Source organism: Zooshikella ganghwensis (genome assembly GCF_018263875.1).
Lineage (GTDB): Bacteria > Pseudomonadota > Gammaproteobacteria > Pseudomonadales > Zooshikellaceae > Zooshikella > Zooshikella ganghwensis.
The window spans coordinates 775,943-800,716 of record NZ_JAEVHG010000001.1 but is presented as its reverse complement, the minus strand read 5'-3'; the positions used below and the strand labels follow the sequence as shown (position 1 = coordinate 800,716).

The 24,774-nt window shown below is 41.8% G+C and carries 19 protein-coding genes; 2 read left to right on the top strand and 17 right to left on the bottom strand.

Annotation, left to right across the window (positions count from 1 at the left end; translation table 11 throughout):
* Positions 1–4 precede the first annotated feature (4 nt).
* From KHS79_RS03515 to KHS79_RS03435, 17 genes are all read right to left on the bottom strand, one after another.
* Complete coding sequence (locus KHS79_RS03515) at positions 5–1,201, bottom strand: glycosyltransferase family 4 protein (RefSeq protein ID WP_212716657.1); 1,197 nt, start codon at positions 1,199–1,201, stop codon at positions 5–7.
* Positions 1,202–1,204: 3 nt separating this feature from the next.
* Positions 1,205–2,437: a TIGR04063 family PEP-CTERM/XrtA system glycosyltransferase gene (locus tag KHS79_RS03510; protein ID WP_212716655.1), complete on the bottom strand. Its 1,233-nt coding sequence runs from the start codon at positions 2,435–2,437 to the stop codon at positions 1,205–1,207.
* A gap of 3 nt (positions 2,438–2,440) precedes the next feature.
* A complete protein-coding gene (locus KHS79_RS03505; protein ID WP_027708425.1) occupies positions 2,441–4,363 on the bottom strand; it encodes an XrtA/PEP-CTERM system amidotransferase in 1,923 nt (640 codons plus the stop codon).
* 28 nt (positions 4,364–4,391) lie between these two features.
* A complete protein-coding gene (locus KHS79_RS03500; protein WP_212716638.1) occupies positions 4,392–5,543 on the bottom strand; it encodes a TIGR03088 family PEP-CTERM/XrtA system glycosyltransferase in 1,152 nt (383 codons plus the stop codon).
* 121 nt (positions 5,544–5,664) lie between these two features.
* Entirely contained in the window at positions 5,665–7,224 is a 1,560-nt protein-coding gene (xrtA, locus tag KHS79_RS03495) for an exosortase A (protein WP_051311447.1), read from the bottom strand.
* An 11-nt stretch (positions 7,225–7,235) separates the two neighbouring features.
* Positions 7,236–8,432, bottom strand: a complete 1,197-nt coding sequence (locus KHS79_RS03490; RefSeq protein ID WP_027708426.1) for a TIGR03087 family PEP-CTERM/XrtA system glycosyltransferase — start codon at positions 8,430–8,432, stop codon at positions 7,236–7,238.
* 3 nt (positions 8,433–8,435) lie between these two features.
* Entirely contained in the window at positions 8,436–9,473 is a 1,038-nt protein-coding gene (locus KHS79_RS03485; protein ID WP_212716637.1) for a FemAB family XrtA/PEP-CTERM system-associated protein, read from the bottom strand.
* Positions 9,474–9,482: 9 nt separating this feature from the next.
* Complete coding sequence (locus KHS79_RS03480; RefSeq protein WP_212716635.1) at positions 9,483–10,373, bottom strand: XrtA system polysaccharide deacetylase; 891 nt, start codon at positions 10,371–10,373, stop codon at positions 9,483–9,485.
* Positions 10,374–10,405: 32 nt separating this feature from the next.
* A complete protein-coding gene (gene wecB, locus KHS79_RS03475; RefSeq protein WP_212716633.1) occupies positions 10,406–11,539 on the bottom strand; it encodes a non-hydrolyzing UDP-N-acetylglucosamine 2-epimerase in 1,134 nt (377 codons plus the stop codon).
* 4 nt (positions 11,540–11,543) lie between these two features.
* Positions 11,544–12,599, bottom strand: coding sequence for an XrtA/PEP-CTERM system-associated ATPase (locus tag KHS79_RS03470; RefSeq protein WP_038291261.1), 1,056 nt, complete (start codon positions 12,597–12,599; stop codon positions 11,544–11,546).
* Positions 12,600–12,611: 12 nt separating this feature from the next.
* Positions 12,612–14,126 (bottom strand): TIGR03016 family PEP-CTERM system-associated outer membrane protein, encoded by a 1,515-nt coding sequence (locus KHS79_RS03465; protein ID WP_169719797.1) that lies wholly within the window; start codon positions 14,124–14,126, stop codon positions 12,612–12,614.
* A complete protein-coding gene (locus tag KHS79_RS03460) occupies positions 14,107–14,982 on the bottom strand; it encodes an XrtA-associated tyrosine autokinase (protein ID WP_212716631.1) in 876 nt (291 codons plus the stop codon). The genes KHS79_RS03465 and KHS79_RS03460 overlap by 20 nt, the downstream gene beginning before the upstream one ends.
* Positions 14,983–14,993: 11 nt before the next feature.
* The gene (locus KHS79_RS03455; protein WP_051311449.1) at positions 14,994–16,547 is read right to left on the bottom strand and encodes an XrtA system polysaccharide chain length determinant; all 1,554 of its coding nucleotides are present in this window, start codon (positions 16,545–16,547) and stop codon (positions 14,994–14,996) included.
* A 25-nt stretch (positions 16,548–16,572) separates the two neighbouring features.
* Complete coding sequence (locus KHS79_RS03450; protein ID WP_027708432.1) at positions 16,573–17,202, bottom strand: XrtA/PEP-CTERM system exopolysaccharide export protein; 630 nt, start codon at positions 17,200–17,202, stop codon at positions 16,573–16,575.
* Between the two features lie 162 nt (positions 17,203–17,364).
* On the bottom strand, positions 17,365–19,617 hold the full coding sequence (locus tag KHS79_RS03445) for an efflux RND transporter permease subunit (RefSeq protein ID WP_212716629.1): 2,253 nt from the start codon (positions 19,615–19,617) through the stop codon (positions 17,365–17,367).
* Positions 19,617–21,812 carry an SPOR domain-containing protein gene (locus tag KHS79_RS03440; protein ID WP_212716627.1) on the bottom strand — a complete coding sequence of 732 codons (2,196 nt, stop codon included), beginning with the start codon at positions 21,810–21,812 and terminating at the stop codon, positions 19,617–19,619. The genes KHS79_RS03445 and KHS79_RS03440 overlap by 1 nt, the downstream gene beginning before the upstream one ends.
* A 6-nt stretch (positions 21,813–21,818) precedes the next feature.
* Positions 21,819–22,637, bottom strand: coding sequence for an outer membrane lipoprotein-sorting protein (locus KHS79_RS03435; RefSeq protein WP_094787967.1), 819 nt, complete (start codon positions 22,635–22,637; stop codon positions 21,819–21,821).
* Between the two features lie 353 nt (positions 22,638–22,990).
* On the opposite strand from KHS79_RS03435, the gene KHS79_RS03430 reads away from it, so the two are divergent.
* Together KHS79_RS03430 and KHS79_RS03425 are read left to right on the top strand one after the other, a co-directional pair.
* A complete protein-coding gene (locus KHS79_RS03430) occupies positions 22,991–23,797 on the top strand; it encodes a PEP-CTERM/exosortase system-associated acyltransferase (RefSeq protein WP_212716625.1) in 807 nt (268 codons plus the stop codon).
* Positions 23,784–24,656, top strand: a complete 873-nt coding sequence (locus KHS79_RS03425) for a ThiF family adenylyltransferase (RefSeq protein ID WP_212716623.1) — start codon at positions 23,784–23,786, stop codon at positions 24,654–24,656. The genes KHS79_RS03430 and KHS79_RS03425 overlap by 14 nt, the downstream gene beginning before the upstream one ends.
* The last annotated feature ends 118 nt before the right edge of the window (positions 24,657–24,774 follow it).

Sequence of the window (24,774 nt, the reverse complement as noted above, 5' to 3'; positions counted from 1 at the left end):
GTTGTTACTGACTTTCCACAATTGAAGTTTGCGAATAGGTTGTCAACACATTTAAAAAGAGCTGTTCCAATGACTGAATAACCTGTTCCCAACCAAATTGGGTTGTATGTGCTCGAACCTGTTCACGAGCCAAAGGGTTTGCTTGCCACTGCTTCACTAAAGCCACAATACTGCTTGCTGATCGATCCGGTAAAAGATAGCCCGACACCTGTGGTGCAATTAAATCGGGGATAGCCCCTACATCCGTTGCAATAACAGGTGTGCCGCATGCCATCGCCTCTAGCACAACATTGGGACAACCTTCTCGACGAGATGCTAAAATCAATACATCAGCAGCATTATAATATTGAACCAAATCCCCCTGCTGAATATTACCCGTAAAAGTGACTCTATCAGCAACATTTAATTGTTCAGCCAGTTGCTGGTACTTTACACGTTCACTGCCTTCACCAATCACCACTAACTTAGCCTCTGGCAGCTCAGTCAATGCTTCTATAACCAAGTGATGCCCTTTAAGCTCTATTACATTACCCACTGATAGTAGTGTTAATCCATCTAGGCCCAAAGCCTGGCGTAAGCGTTCGCGATCCGCAGCAGGTTTGAACAGTTCAAGATCAACACCATTCTGCAATAAGTGAATAGGCGTCGTGACCCCCATTTCCTCCATACGATGCTTCAAGGGCTTGGCAACACTTACCAGTTGACAGGCTTGATTTGCCGCTCTCACAATTTGATAGCGCGGCAGAGTATAGTTTGGAATCAGACTAATATCCTGCCCACGGGCAGATACTACAACAGGTCTATTCAAATAGCGGCCAAGCCCAACAGCCGCAACACCATCGGGGTAAAAGTAATGTGCATCAATTAAGTCAAATGGCTGCGTTTTCAGCAGGTTTGCCATAAATTTTCGCAGGCTCCAATACATCAGTGTTGGCGCAATACTCATACCCACTTTAGGCAACACTGGGTAACGAGGATGGTAAACCTTTATACCATTAACCTCCTCTTCTTCAGGCACCTGATTTAGCTCACTATAACGGCCAAAACGAGGATTACTGGAGGGAAACCATGGAACAGGTGCAACCACAGTTACGTTATGCGCTGTTAGCTCAGCAAATTTTCGCATTCGCGTGGCTACAAAAATGCCATGACGGTATTGAATACAGTTAGGGTATAACGTAGAGAAGACCAATATATTCATGGCTTAGCTTACTGTTGCACTTTGGCCAGATACTTTGGCAATCGCTCGTTGATAAACATCCTGATAGTGACTAACACTTTTTTTCCAGTTGCGTTCATGCTCCACATATTTGCGACCACTATGCAACAGCTGTTGCTGAAGCTGACTATCCCCTGCCAGTTGTTCAATCTGAACAATTAAATCAGATACATCTCCCTGCCTAAACAGCAAACCATTTTCACCATGCCGTATAAGCTCTTTATGTCCTCCAACATCCGATGCAACAACCAGCTTATGCTGCGCCATAGCTTCCAGCGGTTTTAAAGGGGTAACCAAGTCTGTCAGCCGCATAGGCTTACGTGGATAGGCCAAAATATCGACAGTACTGTAATAGCGATGCACCTGATCATGCGGCACTCGCCCTGTCATAATAATCTGATCCGCTACAGGGCTTTGCTTAGCTAACCGTTTCAACCTTTCATCCTCAGGGCCACCCCCCACCAGAAGCAGACATGCATTGGGCATCTTCTCTATCAACCCAGGCATGGCTTCAATGAGCAGGTCCAAACCTTCATAGGCATAAAAAGAGCCTATAAAGCCAATAACCAGTTTCCCCTCTAAACCCAGCGAGGCTAGCAGCTCAGCATCCTTTTGATCCTGCGGCTGGAAACGTTCGATATCAACGGCATTGGGAATCACCGTGATATCTTGAATCACGGCATCACGGGTTAACATCTCCGACTTAAGTCCCTGACAAATTGTTGTAATAGCATGCGCGCGTTTAAGGACCATGGTTTCCAGCTTGCGGGTCAGTCGGTAACGAAGATCGCCTTGCTGTGCCGTACCATGATCAACCGCAGCATCCTCCCAGAACGCTCGAACTTCATAGACCAAAGGGAGTTTTAACTTTTTAGCCGCCAGATAAGCCGCCATACCATTGATTGCCGGTGAGTGAGCATGAATTAAATCCGGTTTAATTTCTTTGGCAACTTGGACTATACGTTTGGCCAATACAGGGATAATCGCTAACTGATTAACGACAGGTATTGCCTGCAGCCAACTGGCTAAAGGTGGCGTGCGATAAAACACTAAGTCATCAACTGTCTCACATAACTGTGGAGTAACTCCTTGCTTAGGGCTGGTAAGCTGATAAGTTTGCCAGCCTAATTTCTGCTGCTGCTGTAAAATCGCGCGGGTACGAAATGTATATCCACTGTGCAGTGGAATAGAATGATCCAAAATATGTAACACTTTCATACATTAAGCCACCTGAGAAACCGCACTATCCGCAGACAACACTTGGCGTAGAAATGCCTCAAACATTGATAATGTCCATAACGCAGCACTGTGATCACGTAAACCACTTTGGTGTTGAGTCACTAACTGGCGTAAATAATCCGCATTAAAATAGCCACTATCAAGCATCTGCTCACTTAATACTGACTGTTTAAGACGTTCTTTGAGAGGTCCCCGAAACCACTTAGCCACAGGTACTGCAAAGCCCATTTTGTCTCGATACAAAATATTATTTGAAAGGTGCGGCTCCAGTGCTTTCTTCAATATATATTTACCTTCTTGGCCATGTAGCTTTTGGGAAGGAGGCACATTCATTGACCACTCAATCAGTTTATGATCCAGAAATGGTACTCGCACTTCAAGAGAATGTGCCATACTGGCCCTATCCACTTTCGTTAAAATGTCACCAACCAAATAGGTTTTCATATCCAAATACTGAATCAGTGACAATGGATCATCTGTCTGACAATTAGCAGCATGTCGTTTAAAAACTTCAATTGAATGATAGCCTTGAAGATCTCGCTTCAACCGGTCGCTAAATAAGTCACTACGCTGCTGATCATTTAAAATGGAAACCGAGTGTAAATAGGCTTCAACTGATGTTCGTGCTAATGACTGGAATGTTGTCTTGGCTCGGAAAATTCTTGGAGCCCAATCCGCTTTTGGATAAAGTTCTCCCAATAAACCAAATACTGGTTTTCGAAAACCGAGTGGCAGCTTACTGCGGACACGTTCCTCGTTCATATGCCAACGGTAACGACGATAACCCGCAAAGACTTCATCCCCTCCATCACCAGAAAGCACTACCGTAACCCGTTGTTTCGCTAACTCACAGACACGATAAGTGGGCATGGCTGAGCTATCGGCATAAGGCTCATCATAAAGCAGTGCAAGCTTATCTAGCAGCTCAAAGTCATCAACCTCAACGGTTTTTTCCCAATGATTAGTGTGATATTGCTGAGCCACTTCTTTGGCAAACTCAGACTCATTAAAATCAGCTTCATTAAAAGCAATAGAACAAGTATTGACCGGGTCTTGCTGTAACCCTGCCATCATGGCTACCACAGCACTAGAGTCTACGCCCCCTGATAAAAAAGCACCCAGTGGCACTTCAGAGACCATACGAATATCAATCGCTTTACGAAGTTGTTCTATTAACTGGGCTTCGGTATTTTCTTTGATCAAGTCAGGATGCTGAGTAAAAGGTACATCCCAGTAGGGTTTAATAACGGGTTCAGACACTCCCCGTGTCAATGTTAACGTATGGCCTGGAGATAATTTAAAAACATCTTTAAAAATGGTATTGGGCTCAGGAATATAACCAAAGGTAAAATAATCCTCGATAGCGGGTAAATAAATATCACGTTTTAAATGAGGATGAGCTAAAAGTACTTTTAACTCTGAAGCGAACATAAATTCGCCTGTAGCCAACGTAGCAAAAAATAACGGTTTTATCCCTAAACGGTCACGGGCAATAAATAACTGTTGGCGATTTCGGTCCCAAATAGCAAAGGCAAACATGCCTCGCAAATGCTTAACACATTCCTCCCCCCATTCAATCCAGGCATACACTATGGTTTCAGTATCAGAATGGGTTTTAAAATGATAACCCTTAGTAATAAGCTCCTGGCGTAAATCCTGAAAATTATAAATTTCTCCATTAAAAACAATGGCTACTGAGCCATCATCGTTAAATAAAGGTTGTTGACCAGTAGAAATGTCAATAATAGACAGCCTGCGATGTGCTAACCCAACACCTGGCTCAATATGGATTCCCCCCTCATCAGGCCCACGGTGAAACTGGGTATTATTCATTGCTGTCAGCAGGGCGCGATCCACGACTGCTGCCGACTCTTTAATATGAAAAATCCCTGCAATGCCACACATATAAATAGATACCTTTACTGAAAGGGGATTAATTCAGTTGCAACTGATCGTAAATTGACGTGTAACGATTAACCATGGCGTCCATACTGAATGTCTCAACAACATGCTGCCGTGCCGCGAGACCATGCTGCTTTCGACACTCAGCATTGATAAGATACTGACGAATGGCTTCTGCTAAAGCCGCTACATTATCTGCAGGTACAATCATACCGTTTTGCTGATGCTGTATTAGCTCACTATTACCCCCCACATCAGTTGCTACCACGGGCAGGCCTGATGCCATTGCTTCCAGTATTGTGTTAGAAATACCTTCTGCTAATGAGGGTAATACAAAAATTGCAAATCGACGCATCAGCTGTGGAATATCCTGCCGCATGCCTGCAAACCAAACGGATGCAGCAACACCTGCTTGCTCAGCCTGTGCTTGCAAACTGTCTTTTTCCGGACCATCACCCACTAATACTAATTTAATCGTATCCGCAATAGTGCTGTCTTTTTTCAGCTCAATAAATGCAGCTAGCAAGCTTTGTTGGTGCTTTACTTTGGCTAATCGGCCCACTGTGCCAATAATGAGCTGTCCTGGTTGCGTAAATGACTCTGGAACATCCGACGCAAGTGGTGTTTCTGGTGAAAACTTATCAGTATCAACGCCATTATAAATATGTGCTACCTTGTTAGCGGCAACACCTACACTGTTAATTAAATAATCGCGACTTTCAGAGGATAATGCGATGTAATGCTTCACAAAAGGATTCATTACCCGACGCAACCACTGATATTTTTTATTACTTCCCGCTAAATCATAAACATCCCAGCCATGCTCACCATGAATTCGTCCACGAGCACCAGCTAACCAGGCAATGAACTGCCCCTCAAGTGTCGCTATATTCCGAGTATGAACATAATCAGGCTTTAATTGTCGTAAAACTTTCCACAACCGGTAATACAGTTTCCAGTCCTGCCCCTCTTTTTTATGCAGCGCAATGATTTGCACATCAGATCGTTTTATACGTTGAGCGAAATCAGAAAAATCTGTCATACAAACAATAGCATGACGGTAACGTGATTCAGGAATACGGTTAATCAAATTGACTAAACCATTTTCTAAGCCACCTACATCTAAACGAAAGACCAAATGGGCAATTAAGGGTGTGTGTTCAGCACTGGTTAACGTCATCATATAAATACTTAATAAAACAGCCTTGTGTACCCACTCAGCCTAATCTCCTCATAAGAGACAATATTAAATATCATCTCCTATTATAGTGATTTGCCATGATGGATATTTTTTCACTACAGGGTTAAGGCTTATAGCTCACCAAAGACTCAGTTAGCAAAGGCATAGCCTCAGTTAAAAAGCGCAGCAATTTTTCTCGCGCTTCACTTGGTTTAATATCAAAATCAGTAGCAATCGCCAAAAAGCTGCCACCATAAAACTGTCCAGTCAACTTGCCGTATGCCTGGTATAGCTTTATCAAATAAATATTGGTCATTACTTTATTATTTAGCACATACCATGACCACAAAAGACGTCGCTGCCCATCGTGCTCAATAACATACTCATAGAAAGAATAAGTTTTTCCAGCAATTTCAATGTTACGTACTTGTTGTGATAGTACCTTCCAGTTATCTTCATCAAATAGTTGATTGGCATAACTGACTAGCTCAATATCCCGCTCTCTTCCGGTATAGTGTGCTGCAAAGAGCAGCAAGGACTGATCTGTCACATCATTTTGATATGTTACATGTGTTGTATGCGCTGTCGAAAAGGTAGGTTGCCAATTAACAGGTTGTTTTTGTGTTAACTGCCAGGTAGCCGCTTTTTCAGGCAATGTAAAAGCTACCTGACTGATCGACGAAGGCTGGTTTAACAAAGTAAGTACAGGAATACAAACAATAATCGCAGCTAACCAGATCAGCATCCGCCAATGCTGCTTCTCAACAGGCGGCATTAAACCTTGAGCGCCCAAGCTACTCCCATCGTTTGGTATGCTTTCATTTGCTCCTGATGCACTTGCTGCACTTTGCTGACTAATTGGATTATCAGCAAATTTTCCACCAATCCAAAATAGTAGAAGCATAACGATGCCAAAAAAGACCCAACCATAAAGGATATGATCAACACCAACGGCATACTTCATATTCGAATAGTAGGCAATCATAATAATGCCCCACGCCCGAATACCATTGGCGATAATCGGTAAAACCAAACTAATACCAATGAATAAAATACGTTTCTTTAAACTGTTAAAAGTAATATAAGCGTAAAATGCGCCAAGTGCCGCTGAAGCAATTAAATACCGAATACCACTACAGGCCTCTGCCACTAAAAAGTCACCTGAAGGAATTGAAATATAATACCCTTCCCAGTAAACCGGTATGCCCACCAACTGCAGACCTTTCACTGAAAACCAGGCTGTAATATCCTGTAAAAGTGGCACTAAATTTTCGCCCATTGGTACTGCAAACAAAAGGTAACCAACAGGAAATGCTACTTGCTTTAACACCTGAAAGCCCAGTAGTCCCCATATAATAACTGGAATCATGAGCACCACAGCAAGTTGCTGTACAACATTTACACCTGCAGCATCCGCCACAAACCAGACTACTGCCAGCCCCAATAAAATCAGCGACGCCAACCAGCTGGGCTGAGCATTGTTCAAACTAACTAACTGCCGTCGTTGCCAAAACAAATAAAGCGCCATAGGCACAATTAAAAACCCATGAGCAAATGTCACTGAATTAATCCATACATGAACCATCGCCTGATGGGTAGGGAAAAATGCCAGTAGCCAGATAACCAGCAAAGGAATCAATAAATAGGGTAGTGGTATTGTGTTATTAGCAATCCTTGACGTCATACATTACTCCTTTAGGGACTACCCGTTAATAGTGTTTGAAAGCGCATTAAACTGGTCTGCCAGCTAAAGTTTTGCTGAGTCCACTGCCTAATGCCATCCGCAGGTGCCATTGCAGACATTGCTAAGCGTGCTTGTATAGCCTCATAAAATAAAGTGGAATCCAAAGGTGTTGTGGTTGCCAGCTCTGCAGGAGCATCTATACCTTCCATTGCTTGCTCCGTGGCAATAACCCATTTACCCAACGCCATCGCTTCCAATACTTTATTTTGGATTCCCCTGGCAATACGCAAAGGGGCAACGATCACATTGGCATGTAAAATATAAGGTCGGATATCTTCTACTCGACCAGTGACGGTAATCCCCTCTTGTTTTGCAAGCTCCTGTACTTCCTGGGTAGGATTTCCACCCACGATATAGAACTTCACATCTGGCTGAGCAGCACGGCAATGCGGAAATACCTCATCCGAAAACCAGCGAACTGCATCGACATTCGCCCAGTAGTCCATGGCACCTGTAAATGCTATTACAGGTCCATTTTGGGTGTAAGGCGAAGGCAATGTGATTGAGGGATCAAAAAAGTCAAAATCAACCCCATTTGGTATACCCACTACATTTGGAGCATTGGGAGCCAGTGTTTTAAATAAGTTAGCTTCCTTATCAGAAACAAACACCGAAGCCTCTACTTGGTTAGCCACATAACGTTCATATTTTTCCAGGTAATCGGCTTCCCGGCGATACACCCATCCCATCACGCCAGACTTAGACTGACTATATTGTCGCCACTTGTCTGAATCAACATCAACAAAATCAATGACCGTTGGCAGCGACTGAAAACGCCCCTCAAGATACTGCGCCATTGATGAAGAAAAAATAACACAACCTGCAAACTCATGATCTTGAGTTATACGATTTACCCATTGATGCATGTTTGTATTTGTATAATAAGGTAATGTCAAAGGTTGTCCCTTAACTATCCCCATTAAAGACTTTAACTTAGCAACTGATGGATTCAATATTTCTACATTTAGCGCTTTACACCATTGCTTAACCGTATCGATATACTGTGTGTCATTTGGATCATCAATAAATGTTCCCAAATAAACATTATAGTGCTCTGCTAAAAAACGTAGTAAGTGATAAGAACGAATCTTATCGCCTTTATTAGGAGGGAAAGGTATACGATGAACCAAATACAACAGGTTTTTCATGCATCATCCTAGATATTTAGAAACCATTGGCCCAATCAGCTGGCTTAACTTAAGAGGTAACTTAGACCAAAGCTGAATAAACAATTTATATTTTGGATTATTTGGACTTATATTAGGCAAATGGTCCGCTTTCACTAAGAAATAATCATAATAAAGCGGCTCAGGAGTAAATCCCCAGTTTTTCTTAAAGCTAAATGCGCCTGTGTCTTTTTTGCTTCTCCCAAAGTCAAAAAATGCTGCACCTTTTTTTAATGCATGACTCATTAATTCCCAGTACATAAAGTCATTACCTGCACACTGCCTTGCATGTTCTGTCCCACCACCGTAAAAAGGTAAAACCTGATCCTTAAAATAAAAATTTAAGACACTAGCAACAACTTTATCATTACTCTTAACCGTTAAAATATCCGCATGATCAGGAAAAGCCTGTAATAAAATATCAAAATAGCGCTGATTGAATACTGGAGTTCCTAAATTCCTGACACTACTGGAATAAGCATAGAAAAAATTATGTGTATCTTTTTCAATAACCGTCGATAAACCTGCTTTAATACCCTTCCTCACCATGGCACGCTGTTTTCGAGGAATAGCTTTCAGGTTTTCGTCATCTGTTGCTAACAGTGGTTTACGAAAAGTGACATACAACTCTTTACGTTGCCATTTTTCCGGCAGTGTTTCTGGGTAAAGATTTCTTAACTCTAAATAATCAACCTGCAACTCTTGAGCGAGAGAGCAAGCAGCCTTGAGCAAAGCCTGTCGACTGTCTTCATCATTAGCAACCACACCACCATACACACAAAAAGGGACTGAAATCAGTGCATTACCAAACAGCCAGCTTTTTACCTGCCCCAAAGGTAAAATACCCGTTATTCTATCGTCCCGCTCTGCATACAAATAATGAGAGTCATGCCCAAAAGCCTGTTTTAATACCTCTTTCCATTCAGCACGATGAAAAAATGTCGAGCGCTCGGCATGATCAACATAATGATTCCATGCATTAATAGATGCATCGGTAAGCGGTTTAACAACAACCTGACTCACGGCCTTTCCCTACTGGTTTGGGTTTGTTGAGTGATGAAGAAATACAGATTCCATCGTATGCCATTTAAAATCTTGAACCAGTGAACGTAACCTCTTTTCCATTGTTTCAAGATTTAAATAATGACGAAACCTGCTTTTAAAACTAATACCTTCCTGTCTTGGCTGACCAGGATCTATTTCCCAGGGATGAAAATAAAAAATAGCTGGTGCTTTATCCTGCTGGTTGACACGGTTAATGCCCCACTTTGAAAGCCAGTAGGGAAAAAAGCGAAAGTAGCCACCACCACCAAATGGAATATTTTTATTTCGAATTTTTACGGTCGTGATGGGAATTTCTAGTAACCCATTTTCACATCGATAAGGGAAACGTGGCGCGTCAGGGATGCCATATAAGTCATGTTTAACGGGATAAACACTGGAGCTATAACTATGCCCCGCAGCTAACAATTCATCATGAGCCCAAGGATTGCTATGATCAATAGAGTAACTTGGCGCACGATAACCTTTAACCTCAACGCCCGAAATACCTTCTAACAGCTGCTTAGCTTTACAAATGTCTTCTTTAAATACTTCCGGAGTTTGCGTTGTGGCCCGCTGATGTCCATACCCATGACTTGCCAACTCATGTCCCTGAGCAACAATCTCTTTCACCAAGCCAGGATAACGCTCTGCCACCCACCCTAAAGTAAAAAATGTTGCTTTAATATTATACTCAGCAAACAATGCTAAAATCCGCTGGGTATTATGCTCAACTCTGACAGGTAGTGAGTCCCAATCCTCTCGCTTGATATTGTTCTCAAATGCCGCAACCTGAAAATAATCTTCAACATCAACAGACATTGCGTTGGTGATATACCCACTCTGCTTGTTGGGATCATCAACCGTTGTTGGCTGGCTCATAGTTAGTTACTACCTGTCAGTGAGTTAAGTGATCACATCAACCAATCAATTAAGTCTGCTGCAATGCGCTCAGCAGCTTTACCGTCCCAATACTCAGGAATTCTGCCTTGTTTACCACCAGAATTGAGTATTTCACTCACTAACTGCTTAAGCTTTTCAGTATCCCTTCCCACAATGGTATTACTACCTTCTGTGATAGTAATTGGACGTTCTGTATTTTCCCTCAATGTGATACAAGGCACACCCAGCGCTGTCGTTTCTTCCTGCACACCTCCTGAGTCAGTCATTACCAATTTGGCATGGGCCATCATGCCCAACATTTGTAAATACCCCAAAGGCTCTAAACAAATAATGCCAGGAAGTTTTAGTTTTTCTGTAAAGCCAAATGCCTCTATTTTGCCTTTTGTTCGAGGGTGTACTGGAAATACGACAGGAATTTGTTGTGCAATTGCCCCTAAAGCATCTAACAATTTCTCTAATATTTCAGGGTGGTCTACATTTGAAGGACGGTGCAAAGTCAATAAGCAAAACTTACCAGCTGCTTGTTCAATAATAGACCACTGCGCACCAGGAATTGTCTGCTGAGGTTTCACCGCATGAGGAAGATTATGATGCAATGTATCTATCATCACATTACCCACAAAAACTACCCGATCAGATGAAATACCTTCTGCCTGCAGGTTTTGCTCTGCACTACGCTCTGTAATATAAAGCCGATCTGATAACTGATCTGTTAATACTCGATTAATTTCTTCAGGCATTTGTCGGTCACGACTGCGCAAACCAGCTTCAACATGAATAACAGGAATATGCTTTTTCGCTGCAACCAACGCGGTAGCCAAGGTTGAAGTAACATCACCAACCACAAGCACTGCAACCGGTTGGTACTCATCAACTTCTCGCTCAAAGCGCTTCATGATTTCCGCAGTTTGCTCTGTCTGAGAACCAGCACCTACTTCCAGGTCTTTATCGGGCTCTGGAATACCTAACTGCTCAAAGAACTGTGCTTTCATAGCCTCATCATAGTGTTGTCCAGTATGAATAAGCACTACATTCAATGAATGGCTATGTTCCCGCAAAGCACGAATGACAGGGGCAATTTTCATAAAGTTGGGTCTAGCCCCAACCACACAGATAAGGGTTTTAGCTGACTGTTGAGTTACCATAAATTCATTTTTCGAGATTATTAACTAATTGTTTTAACGTGTTTAACCGGCTGGCTATCGCGATTTCCAACGATTCAATGGTATAACGAATATTTTGAATATTATTATCCGAGATTGTTGGCATACGCATGGGACGGCCTGCCTGTAAATCAGCAGGTGCTGATTGCAATATTTGACCGGTTGCCTGCAGTAAACCATGCGCCTCCTGCTGTATTTGTTTTACCGTCTCCTGATCATGCTCATCTGGCGTAATATCCTGCTGCATTTCTTCAGCAACCGATTTAACAATATCAGGGGATAACTCATGCAACTCTTCAAGATATCCAAACAACAATAGTCGATCACAAAACACATTGATTCTTCGAGGAACACCATTGGTTGCCTGGAAAATTTCATGGAAGCTTTCTTCAGGAAGCACAGGGTCATTATCCCAACCCACATACTTCAAACGATGAAGAATATAAGCTTCTGTTTCTTTTTCGTCTAAGCCACTTAAGTGGCAAGAGGCAATAACGCGCTGCCGTAATTGTTCCATACCAGGTGACTGTATGGTTTTACGAAACTCCTGCTGCCCCAATAAAAAACTTTGCAATAAAGGTTGATTGTTTACTTGAAAGTTGGAGAGCATCCGCAGCTCTTCAACCGAAGACTTAGGTAAATTCTGCGCTTCATCGACAACAAGTAAAACCCTTTTACCTAAACGTCCACATTCCCGTAAAAAGTCTTCAAACTGTCGTAAAAGAGCAGCCTTACTCATACCTTCATAAGGTAAGTTGAAGGCTGATGAGATCATCTTTAGCAGGTCATCAGCTTCAAGTGTGGTAGTGACAATATTGGCGGCAATTATTCGGCTTTGATCAAGCTCAGAAAATAAATTGCGAATCAGTGTGGTTTTACCCGTACCAATATCCCCGGTAATAATAATGAAGCCTTCTCCCTGACCTAATCCATAACGCAAATAAGACATTGCCCGACTGTGCCCTCGGCTACTAAAAAAGAACCGAGGGTCTGGGCTTAACTGGAAAGGCTTCCCTGATAAATTATAAAATGATTCGTACATCGTGCTGCCAATTTAGAATGTTTTCCTAACACTCACGCTTATACGATTTTCCGTATACTCATTCTCATCAATATTGCTTGACCGACGAGTTGAAGAAAATCGAATTGAACCATCAAGATCACGGCTTAGTCGCCTATGCAATCCAATGGATGCGCCAATGGTATCATTATCTGAGTCATCAGTGTCAAAATGAGACTCAGACCAGTCAACACCAAAATTGGCTGTTGTTCGCCTATTTAATGTCCACTGCCAGTCAAAATTTACGCCTTTGGTATCTTCATCTATGTCCCGACTTTGATACTGCCGTCGCTGCTGATAACCACCAAGCGTAATCTGACTTTTACCTCGCGTATAAATCCAGTCTAGTCGTCCAACCTTGTTGATAAAGTAATCATCTGTCAGAGAAGATACTGGGTTTTGTGCAAGGTCTCGAACTTCTTCATCAGGACCAGGTTGTTCGCCAGGATTACGCTCACGACAATCACTGGCATCACGCGTTCCCTGTTTACAAATGAAAACACCCTCATCAAGCAATACCTGGTCTCGAGTGCTTTGTTGAGACTCATTGTAACTAAGTACAAAAAGCGAGCGTTTTCGTCTGTGGCTAGCCCTGAAGCCGTAAGTGTCCCCATAATAGCGCTCACCAAATGAGGCTGAAATAGAGGTCAGTGCACTGGGTTGCCAATCACCACCAAGTATCCAGAAGGTTCCATCCGTATCATGACGAACGCTCTCAATATCATTATCCTGGCTTTCATAACCCAGTGTTAAATAGCTACTAAACTTTCGTGACCACCGATAACCCAGAGTGCCTGAATAACTTGTTAACTCTGTATCATTTTCAGTTTTGTAGTCAGTCTTTGAGTAATCATAATTCAAAGACCAGAAAGTGCGCTTTTGTGACGGCTGACTGGCAATAACAGCAGAAATACTATTCTGCGTACTATCACTTGAGCTGCTTGTATCCCCTGAATCATCATATTCAACTGAATTAAATGTATATCGAAGCTGAGCCTGAGCAACACTGCCTATACGCTGAACCCAATAAGGGCTTAACTCATAAGTGTAAACATCATCAATATTGCTTGAGCCACTGATATTATCACTTGAACCACCACGACTTTCATTTTTTAACTGTTGAGAAATTGAACTACGCGCATCGAAAAATAAATGATTCTCTAACAACTCAGACTGTAAAAAACCAGACATCTGATGTCGTGTTTCATCTGAGTTGGTATTTTCTAAGTAATGTAAACTTTGTAATGCATAATCAAAATTAAGTTTTAGTCGACTGCCATCACCAACAACCCGCACAGACGGCCTTATTTCCAAGACTTGATCACTCTCCTCATTATCATTGGATAAATTGATATTGTCTGAATAAGTATCCTGAACAGTTACAGCAGGCTGAATAGTCCACTGCGCACCAAATACAGACATTGAAGTAGAGAGCGTAACAACCAGAGAAACTGTAAAAACACATCTATAACGGACTAGGTTATGGGACTTATGTTCCGTAGTACCCATAATAATTCCCATCTTGTTTCTGCCTACTTTTATTAAGAACTAGCCCTATATTCATTGATGGATCTAAAAGTGAAAGTGCATCCTTCACAGTCTGTTGTTTTGTTACTCCTTCTTTAACCACCATCACAATTTGCCCGGCTAAAGTTGCTAAGATAGGAGCTTCTGTCGTATGAAGTAAAGGAGGCGCATCGAGGATTATCACCCGATCAGAATAGCGGCTGGCCATTTCAGACATCAAGTTTGACATACTGTCACTAGCCAGTAATTCATTTGTTAAATGGTGAGCAGTCCCTGCAGGAATGATATTTAAATTTTCAATATTCGTTTTATAAAGAATATCGGCAACATCATTAACTTCATTATTAAGATAGTCTAACAATCCAACATCCGTGGTTACACTCAGTGCTTGATTTAATGATGGGTTTATAACATCGGCATCAACTAAGACAACATTTCGGTCCCGTTCTAATGCGATACTTAAAGCCAAATTAATTGCATTGAATGTTTTACCTTCAGCGGGAGAACTACTGGTAACCATAATAAGATTACCATTTTTAATTTGTTCATCTTCCCGACCAAATGCTTTATTAAGCAACGGACGCTTGATTTGTCGAAATTGCTCTTTAATTAAAGACCGGTCTTCGTTTGGCAAAATGTAACCTTGCAATGCCAGACGGTCAAAAGAAATTTCAATTTCTTTATACGTCGTTTTTTTTATTGAGGGATCACCCTCAGTAGTGTTATCAAAAGGGTCACGCTGCTGATCGCTCGCATCACCCTCTTGTTTTAGCGTATCACTATACTCTTCTTGAAACTTTTGCTGATGTTTTTCTAACGCTTTCTGTATGGTGTCCATACCATCCGCCCTTAACTAGACAAGATGTTCATTTGTATAACCAGTACAAGCACAAAGCTTGCAACAAGTGCCGCCCACAATCCCATATACATAACGGTTTGTGTACGATAAACACGTTGCTCACCTTCACTTACCAAGTAGGTCACACTACCCAGTACTGGTAACCCAGTAACATCAGCCAATATTTTCTTATTGGTGAATGTTGGCCCAAGCATGGCAATAAAAATGGTAAACCCTGCACTCAGCCCCAAAGCAAGCACAAAAATAGCAGAAGACAGCAGAGGTCTGTTAGGACCTGATGGCTCTGCAGGAACGTGAGGAGGATCTATTTCTTTAAACTGGACATCATCTGTAGACTGTGATGCTTTTCGTGAGATCTGAGCAGACTCACGACGCGATAACAAATCTTCATACTTGCGTTTTGTTACCTGATAGTCTCTGTTGAGTGCTATCAACTCAGCTTCAATTTCAGGTATTGTATTTACCAGCTTACTTAACTCATCTACCTTTTCTTTGTAAGAGTCAACTCGTACTTGCTTGGCAGACACATCTGCTTCTAACTCAGATACCTGAATTTTTAACTGCTGATAAACACGGTTACCCTCTAAGGGAGTATCAGAGCCTGCATTCTTCTGTTTAAGTGCCGCGATCTCACTAGCACGCTTACTTTTCAGCATGGCTAATTGCTCACGAGCCGCAACTACATCAGGGTGCTGTGCTGTATACTTCAACAACAAGTTATCAAGCTGTGTTTCTAAGTTATCAATGCGTGCATCGTAACTTGATGCCAGCCCAACTGCTCGGTTGTTACCTCCCATTCCAAAACCAGGCTCTTCACCTTTTAATTGCTTCTGCAAAGAGTCCAATTTATTTTTCATTTCTTCCAGTTCAAGCTTGGCCGACTCATATTGCGATTTCGCCGCTTCCAAGCGCTGAAAGTAGTCACCTTCAGATGAAGGCATCATACCTGCATACTTTCGCTTAAATTCTTTAAGACGGTTTTCCCCCTGAACCAAGCGCTGCTCATACTCACGAATTTGCTGATCGATGAATTTTTGCGCTTTTATAGACTCTTCACGTGTTTCACCTAATGAGCCTTCTTTCAACACATCCAGAACAGCCTGAACAACTCGCTTAGCGGAAGCGGGGTCTGAACTCTGATACTCTATGGAGTAAACATTCTCTCGTTGCGATCCTTTAATTTCTATTTCTTTACGCAATCGATCAACTAATGAATCTAGCGCTTCAGGATTTGTCTCGTCCAGATCAAAGTCCAGGTCAGCCATTTCAGCAATCTTTTTGATATTAGGGCGACTAAGTAGCGTCCTCACCATCAAGTTGACCTGATTATCCATATTCGTTTGAACAGTCAAACCTCGTAATAAAGGTTTTAACAAGGTTTGTGTATCAACATAAAACCTTGCTGTTGCCCGATACTGATCTGGCAACATAAACACAGCTGCCCAGCCTATAACACAAATTACGGCCGCTATAAGCAAAACAATCCATCGTCGTAACCATACTTCCCTGAGATAAAAGATAACCAAACCAATTATGTCTTGCATAGCTGACTTCCTGTCTTACGCTTTATCAAAAGATTGCTTCAGGGATGATGATAACGTCACCAGGTAATACATCTGCATTAGCCGCGATCTCTCCATCTTTAATCAACTTTTCCAGCTTAATGTTGTACTGCTGATGCTTACCATCAACGACTCGAATTAATGTCGCTTTATCACCATCAGCAAACTCAGTAAGACCACCCACCGCAATCATAACGTCCAGAAGCGTCATTTTTTCACGATAGGCAATGGCTTGAGGTGAAGAAGCTTCGCCAACAATACGCACTTGTTCACTATAAGGGCCAACAAATCCCTTAACCAGAATAGTGACTATTGGATCACGAATATATTTTGATAATTCCTGTTCCAGCTCTCGAGCAACTGAAGCAGGGGTTTTACCACTTACAGAAATATCTTCAACCAGAGGGGTTGTTATTTTTCCATCAGGCCTGACTTGGACTTCAGTAGACAAGTCAGGGTTACGCCAAACAAAAATATCCAGTTGGTCGCCAGGGCCAATACGATAGTTATAACTGGCCGGATCAGTCGTAACAGGAATTTGTACGGCTGATGTCGGTAACGGTGGATAATCATGGGATGCGCAGCCAGCAACCGCCAGCACAGATAAAAAAACCGCTGCTTTTACATCCTTGACCATTGAGTTAAGCTCCATACCAGTGGGACAAGGTGAACACATTGTATTCAAAACTGATTATTATGCACGCCGAAATCCGTGAATTAATGCATATTCACTAAAATTTCATGCGATAAAACACATTAGCTAAGAAGGAACACTAAATAACTATAGTCGTAAACAACTTCAACGCCAGTGTTTAGTGTATTCTGTCATAATAAGAAATGCAGGCATGAGCAGTAGGTCAAAAAATAACGCAGTGATTAGACCAACTGCCGTCAAAAAACCAAAATGAACTGTTGGCTGGAAGTAAGAGAACGTTAGTACTAGAAATTGAAAGCTCAAAATAATGGTTGTGACCATAACGGCACTACCTGAGTATTGATAGCTGCGATAAATCGCTAAGATCTTGCCAATCCCTGCCTGACGACGACGCTGATAGCCATAATATAGGTGTATCGTATCATCTACTGCAATCCCAACGACAACACTGGCAATCATTGCTGTCGCCATATCCAACCATAACTGCGTCATCCCCATAACAATAAACATGACCAGTGCTGGTGTAGCATTCAGTAATAAGGTTAGACCTGTCGCATACCAGGTTTTCCATAATATAGCCATCATTAACATAATCAGTAGCAGGGCACCAATTAAGCTATAAAGCTGTCCTTCTATTAACAGTACCTCCTGATCTTCAAACAGCTTTCCGTAGCCATTAATGGTCCACTGATACTCATCAGACATACTCTGCTGGACAATCTCAGCGACCTTATTAACCACATGACGAATATCCCCTGAGCTATGAACATTCAAATTCAGCAACACACGGGTACGGTCAAACTCTCGGTTCACAATTTCATACAAGTCATTACCATCATATAAAAGTAAATACTGATTGATCAGCGCTTGTGAATCTGGAATGACTAAAAACTCTGGCTTTTCTTCATTAAAGCCCCAATGCATTTGTTGTACAAAATCAACGACTGACTGAGCCTTATCAACTTCAGGCAATGCTTCAATGGTTTCTTGAACAGTCGCCAACTGTTGTAAAAAAGCTACTTTCTTTATTGCATCACGCTGTTCTCCATCGAAAACCACTTCTAAAGGTGTTACACCAGACAGTTTGTTTTCAACCTGTTCCGTTGCCATAGTGATAGGATGATCTTCGGCAAAAAACTTTAATAAATTAGTTTCAACCTTCACCTCCCATAAAAAAGGAATCCCCAAAGCCATCAAGACAATAAATGTTGCTATAACCCATCCCGCTCGACGAATTGAAAGCCTCGCAGTCCCCATAACCAGTCGGCGTAAAACACGCATCAGACCGTGCCGCGAAGGCCAGTCATCAGTATCATAAGTCTCAAAAATGGGAGGCAATATAAAAATAACAATAATAAAGCCCCAAACCAGGCCAATTGCCGCAAAAATTCCAAAAAATGTAATTGGCGGGATAGGACTTAAGCCTAAAGAAGACAAGCCTGCTGCCGTCGTAATCACGGTGAAAAGAGCAGGTTTTCGAATTTCATGTAACGCTTGTCGTACACGCTGCTGTCCAACATAACCATAGCCTGCAGCAATACGCAATCCATTAAAAAAGTGCATGAGTACTGCGATCATCAATGCCGAAAGCAGTGAAGGAACCATACTTGCAATTAGCGTATAAGGGTATTGAAAGATTAAAAATAAAAGTAATGTGAAATTTACAACAGCCCCCATCACTAAGGCCGCAATGACAACCGCAAGCCAACGCCGAAATAATAGGTAAATTAAGAGTAATCCTAACCCCATAGTAATAGGTACAAATAGTGTTGTATCCCGCAGCATTGAGCGTAATTGATAAACCTCCAGAGGAACAGGCCCAGCAATCGACTGCTTAGCCGCCATAAGGGTGGGATATTCCGAAAGTGCTTGTTGAACGATACCCATCACTTCAATACGTTGCCGGGTATCTTCTAGCCTGATTGGCCTGACAATCATCGCTAAAGCATCCATCGATTCAGACACCAAAGCGTTGTGAGCAAACGGATCTGCCAACATATATGGCATTCGTTGGTCATGTGGCACTGACAACAGTCGCTGTGAATCCATTAAAGGCAGTACTTCAAACCCATCGGCGGTACCTGCAATATGATCCACCGAGGTAACAGAAATAACCCTATCCACTAAAGGATGCGCTTTAACATTATTGACTACCGCCTCCAGCGCCTTAATAAACGCATCAGAGGCAAGCTGTTTTCCCTCAAATAACACCACCATTACCTGATCTTCGGGAAAGTTTTCCCGAAGTTGTCGACTAAATTGGACACTCGGCTGACTAGCAGGCAAATACTGTTCTGGCGCATTATTAACAGCAAGTTTGAGGAGAAATAATGGAGGGACAAGATTAAATAACACCAATAACAAAAAACTAAGCTGCGCCCAACGACGCACACTCATCAGAACTCACCCCGCCAGCCAAAGTTAATTATGGTGTTATTCTTATAATATCCACCGTAACTGCGCGGGCTACCATCAAACAGATGGGCTGCCCAATAAAACTCATGGGGTTCCCAGCCTAAAAAGGCAATTTCTGATGAAATAAAGTCATCATGCAGATTAAGTCCATGGTTAAATCGCATACGCCAGCGCCAACGGTTATTGGCATATAAGCCTTCATATTGGCCATTAAGATAATATAAACGTTTACGATCAATAAGCTTATCATCGGTATCTAAATAACTACCAACCAACTGCAAGTTCAACCGATCATCGCCATCACCTGGATAAAACTCCCCACTAAACACCCAATCGTAACTCGGATAATTATTTACGCTTAAATCAACTTCAGTAGCAGGTCGATCAGATGAATAAGCTCCTTCAAAACGCCAGGTAATGTCTTTATAAATAAACGCAAGGTCTCCACCAACAATCCAGGTATAGGGGTGTATTTCCAACCAGGTATCATCACTTTGCGCTATGGCAGAGTAAGGATCAAAGGGGTTTATTAACAGTGACTGCCTCACCGGCTCACTAAGTTGATAATAAGGAAAGGAACGGCGAATACGCTGTGCTGTAAGAGAGTAATCAAAACCTTCCGCTTTTTGGCTAAAGCGCATACCCGCTCCACCAGAGCCCGATTTATCCCGATGAATATGCCCTTCTTGAACAAGCACTTGTTGCACAGGGTTAGGGGCAAAGCCAAAGAGTGTACCCCGAGCTTTGTTTGCTACCGCCCAAATATGTTCATCATCTGGAATCTCTGCTGGTCGAAACCAAGGCATCCATAGTACATCCCATTTACTATCCCCCCTAAAGTACTCCCAACGGATCATGGGGTAAGCCCGGTGGCGATCCTGCCAGCGTGGCACTATGGCTTGCGTTAAATCTTGCACACTCACTTGATCAGTGGGTGCAACCTCATCAGCAATGCCCCACAGAACAATTTGTGAACCCAACGTAAACCGATGGTGATCCGTTCTGTAGCGAATGTAGTTTTCAGCGTAATCCAATGAAAAATCAGAGCGCGAGATATCTTCCTGCTTACTGGCATCAAGCCGTAGCCCTGTTTTAACTTCCCACTGGTTTGACCATTGATATTGAAGGGTTGCCAGCGCCAAACTGTAAAAATAATAATCTGATAATGATTTTGAGCGTGGTAAACGTCCACCAGAGACATCAAGTTTTAAACTTGGATCAAACGCACTTGCTGTACCAACATCTAAATCAGCTAATGTCTCCTGATCAATGACTATTTCCATATCACTATCAGCGACAACAATAGCTTCATCAGCAGCAGGGCCAAGCTCTGCTGCAACTATGATTTCCTCGCTTTCTTCATCGACAATGATCGACTCACTCAATTCCTCCTCTGAACTAACCGTTAGCTCCTCGTCGCTTTCAATAATTATTTCCTCTTCATGACTACTATCAGCTGTTAATGCTGAGTCAGCTGACTGCTCAACAATAATTATCTGCTCATCATCTGCATCCAAAGTAACAGCCTCCTCCTTAGAGGAAACAATTAATTCCCTCTCATCCTCTTCCTTTGGGGCTGAATAGGTTACTATTATTTCATCTGATGTTGGAGACGAAATCACTTCAAGCGTATCATCTACCACCTCCTCTGAAGTCAATACCACTTCATTAATGGGTGATGGCTCGTTATTATCCACAATTTCAGTAGTAGCGGTTTTTTGCTTGGGGGAATGCAAAGTTACGACATATAAAGTTTGAAAATACGGCTTTTGTTGTTGAACTTGATTGGAATAACCTAATCGATGCAACTGTGAAGCATAGGCAGCCAAGCGTTGCTGATCACTATAAACACCGACTCGAATTAAAAACTGACTCGATGAAAAATCAAATGTCACTATAGCGGGCATGCCTTGGTGTTGTAGTTTTTCAGCATGACGACGTGCACTACGTTTATTGTAATAAGGCCCAATAAATAACTGAGTTTGTACCCGTTTCATACGCTGAGTGGTGATGTTAGTTCTCACTCCAAGATTGCGTGACTTTTCAACTTCACTTAGGGCTTCACTTTCTGTCAAAAAGACACGATAAGGCGGTAATGTAGCTTCTGCCCAAAGCATCCCTCCAGCCAAAAAAACAGTACTACCTAACAGTGTTCGGCATGTAGTGGTTAACAACATAAAAGATTATTTTTTTGTTATCGATGATGGTCTATAAGCTACTTCCTTAGCAGGGTCTTCCAACGTTTGAGTGGTAAATAAAGAATCAGGTAAATTCTGGTCATACGCAATATGCTTTATACGCATCACTGTGCTATGACCTGTTTTTAAATCTTTAACGACAGACTCCATGACTGTCCAATATCCTTGTTTCTTGGCTAACTTATTAACTGTAAGCCGCTTTATAGGCTGACTCCCACCTTGATAATAATCAATGCGAAGTGCAGTAAGTGAAGGCCGGTGAATCCAACTAAGGCGCTTACTATAAACAGAGTCACGAGCATTTTTAGGTATGCTTTCTAGAATTGTCGTAGGTAGTTTATTAATAACTTCTTCACCTAATATTTTATGTTGATCTTTTGTATAAATACGATTTTGTAAATCCTCATAAAACAAATCGGAACCGACAAAACGTCCCCCTTTTCGGCTTGAAGCAATTTTACGCACACGCTTTAAGGCGGGTAAAAATACCCATTGTTGACTATCTGCACTTTTTTCATCTCGTGTTAATAGCCCTGTTCCTTCAATATCTTTTGGTGAGGTGAAGCGAATTAATGACCAAATATCATAATAGCTTTTATCTTTACCATATGAGTACAACGCTCGCACACGTGACTTATGACCTGCTTCAGTTAACACCATATAACCAAAACTGGCACGATCCTTACCATCAGGTCGGTCATACAGCTGTTTGGCTAACTGCAAAGCATCATTACTTGATGCTCCATAAACAACACTTGTAGTACCTGCACAGACAATAAATACTAAACAACTTATTAACTTCATAAATAAATCCAGGTAAATATGCCTACGTAAAAAGTATAGATTCTTTACCCGTAATGTGTAGCCAAACAGACAGCATATAATTTATATATTTAGATAAATCTATATATCACTCAAAAATCATAGTCATTCCTTAGACATTAGAAAATATACAGCTTATACATTATTCCAAGGTACTTATATTTAAACAAAAAAAATTTAAAAATACGCCTCACTCAAAAACTGCAAAGCACTTTCAAATAAACAGTATTTTTTTATTCCAAAATAATTCAAAGAATTTACTTCAATAGTTTGCTGAAACATAAACTTTTAATAAACCTTATTAATAAGCCAATGTAGTTTCAGGTTAGCTGTTTATGATGTCAGCAGATGAGTTAGGTAAACATTTCCGGCAGTACTTTCGTCCTGTACTAGCGGCAACTCACAGCCTAGTTGTTGAAGCCCACAGAATACGTTACGACGTGTACTGTAAAGAAATGAAGTTTGAGGACGACCCGGGTAACTTCATGGAAATTGATGAGTTTGATTATTATGCTCAGCATGGCCTGATCTCCCACAAAGGGTCTCAGAGCTTTTGTGGTTGTGTTCGCTTGGTTGTCCCTCCCCTCTCCAATCGGTTTGCCAAACTGCCTATAGAAAAACACTGTAGCAACGCAATTGACAAGAATGTTATTGATATCAGTAAGATGGAACGAGGCACTTTTGGTGAAATTTCTCGTTTAGCCGTACGTTCTCAGTTCAGACGACGTAACACTGATGCTAAAACACCTTCTGGTGCTCCCCCAACAAAAAGTAGCTTTCAAGAAAACGAACGACGTCACTTTCCACAGCTGGCTGTCGCTTTGTATCTGACTGGAGCCGCCATTGCGATGCTCAATAACATCCGCCATGTCTTTGCAATGATGGAGCCTCGTTTAGCAAAACACATGAACTATCAAGGTATTATGTTTCAACAGATAGGACCTGCCGTTGACTATCATGGTATACGCGCTCCTTATTATATTAACGATAAAGCATTATTTGAGGGGCTTCCTCCCGTTTTACATACGTTATATACCGTAATCTACGAAGAGCTTCGAGAACAGTTCAGTCCAGAACTTTCCGTACACAATTTATCTCACCAAGAAGAAATTACTCATAACCATTTATATGGATCAAAATAATTCCTTTGATTATCACACGGCTTTTTCCCGTAACATTGGTTGGGTCACCCTCACGGAGCAATCACAGCTCCAACAAACCAAAGTTGCCATTGCAGGGATGGGAGGTGTGGGTGGTTCCCATTTACTCACCTTAACACGTTTAGGTATTGGTAACTTTAACATTGCCGATTTTGATTCATTTGGTCTAGAAAACTTTAATCGCCAGGCCGGAGCTCGTATGGAAACTATAGGTCAGGCTAAAGCTGAAACCCTAGCAGGCATGGCATTAGGCATAAATCCGGAGCTTAATATTCAGGCTTTCAACCAAGGAATCAATGAAAATAATTTAATCAATTTCTTAGCAGATGTTGATCTATATGTTGATGCCCTTGACTATTTTGCATTTGATATACGTCAACATGTATTTGCTTATTGCTATCAACATAATATTCCAGCCATCACAGCTGCACCACTTGGTGTAGGCACAGCGTTACTTATTTTTTTACCTGGGAAAATGTCATTTGCTGATTATTTTGGGTTACATGAATGTCCAGAGGATGAACAAGCACTACGCTTTCTGATTGGATTATCTCCCGCCATGTTACAACGTCATTATTTAGCGGATCCCTCTCGAGTTGACTTACAAGGGCAAAAAGGTCCTTCAACTGTAATGGCCTGTGAACTTTGTGCTGGTTTTGCAGCATCACAAGCATTAAAGGTGTTACTAAAACGTGGACCACTACTCTGTGCACCTTGGGGCCTACACTTTGATGCCTATTTAAATAAATTATGTAAAACCTGGCGTCCTGGAGGTTATAAAAACCCTTTGCAAAAATTTATGTTTTCACTGGCTAAACGACTGCTTGCGAAAAATAATTGATCCGAACACTAGATCAGTCGCATATAGTTCTATCCCTAATCGCACTTAAATACACCATAATGATACTTCAATGCACTGTCGGATAAGACAAAGGTTGGTTCAACGTGCGTTATGTAGA

Excerpts from the sequence above, each read along its gene's own strand:
- wecB (WP_212716633.1), bottom strand. The coding sequence starts at position 11,539 with ATGGTAACTCAACAGTCAGCTAAAACCCTTATCTGTGTGGTTGGGGCT.
- KHS79_RS03455 (WP_051311449.1), bottom strand. The coding sequence starts at position 16,547 with ATGCAAGACATAATTGGTTTGGTTATCTTTTATCTCAGGGAAGTATGG.
- KHS79_RS03480 (WP_212716635.1), bottom strand. The coding sequence starts at position 10,373 with ATGAGCCAGCCAACAACGGTTGATGATCCCAACAAGCAGAGTGGGTAT.
- KHS79_RS03435 (WP_094787967.1), bottom strand. The coding sequence starts at position 22,637 with ATGAAGTTAATAAGTTGTTTAGTATTTATTGTCTGTGCAGGTACTACA.
- KHS79_RS03440 (WP_212716627.1), bottom strand. The coding sequence starts at position 21,812 with ATGTTGTTAACCACTACATGCCGAACACTGTTAGGTAGTACTGTTTTT.
- KHS79_RS03490 (WP_027708426.1), bottom strand. The coding sequence starts at position 8,432 with ATGAAAAACCTGTTGTATTTGGTTCATCGTATACCTTTCCCTCCTAAT.
- KHS79_RS03425 (WP_212716623.1), top strand. The coding sequence starts at position 23,784 with ATGGATCAAAATAATTCCTTTGATTATCACACGGCTTTTTCCCGTAAC.
- KHS79_RS03515 (WP_212716657.1), bottom strand. The coding sequence starts at position 1,201 with ATGAATATATTGGTCTTCTCTACGTTATACCCTAACTGTATTCAATAC.
- KHS79_RS03450 (WP_027708432.1), bottom strand. The coding sequence starts at position 17,202 with ATGGTCAAGGATGTAAAAGCAGCGGTTTTTTTATCTGTGCTGGCGGTT.
- KHS79_RS03510 (WP_212716655.1), bottom strand. The coding sequence starts at position 2,437 with ATGAAAGTGTTACATATTTTGGATCATTCTATTCCACTGCACAGTGGA.
- KHS79_RS03500 (WP_212716638.1), bottom strand. The coding sequence starts at position 5,543 with ATGATGACGTTAACCAGTGCTGAACACACACCCTTAATTGCCCATTTG.
- KHS79_RS03505 (WP_027708425.1), bottom strand. The coding sequence starts at position 4,363 with ATGTGTGGCATTGCAGGGATTTTTCATATTAAAGAGTCGGCAGCAGTC.
- KHS79_RS03465 (WP_169719797.1), bottom strand. The coding sequence starts at position 14,126 with ATGGGTACTACGGAACATAAGTCCCATAACCTAGTCCGTTATAGATGT.
- xrtA (WP_051311447.1), bottom strand. The coding sequence starts at position 7,224 with ATGACGTCAAGGATTGCTAATAACACAATACCACTACCCTATTTATTG.
- KHS79_RS03430 (WP_212716625.1), top strand. The coding sequence starts at position 22,991 with ATGATGTCAGCAGATGAGTTAGGTAAACATTTCCGGCAGTACTTTCGT.
- KHS79_RS03470 (WP_038291261.1), bottom strand. The coding sequence starts at position 12,599 with ATGTACGAATCATTTTATAATTTATCAGGGAAGCCTTTCCAGTTAAGC.
- KHS79_RS03460 (WP_212716631.1), bottom strand. The coding sequence starts at position 14,982 with ATGGACACCATACAGAAAGCGTTAGAAAAACATCAGCAAAAGTTTCAA.
- KHS79_RS03445 (WP_212716629.1), bottom strand. The coding sequence starts at position 19,617 with ATGAGTGTGCGTCGTTGGGCGCAGCTTAGTTTTTTGTTATTGGTGTTA.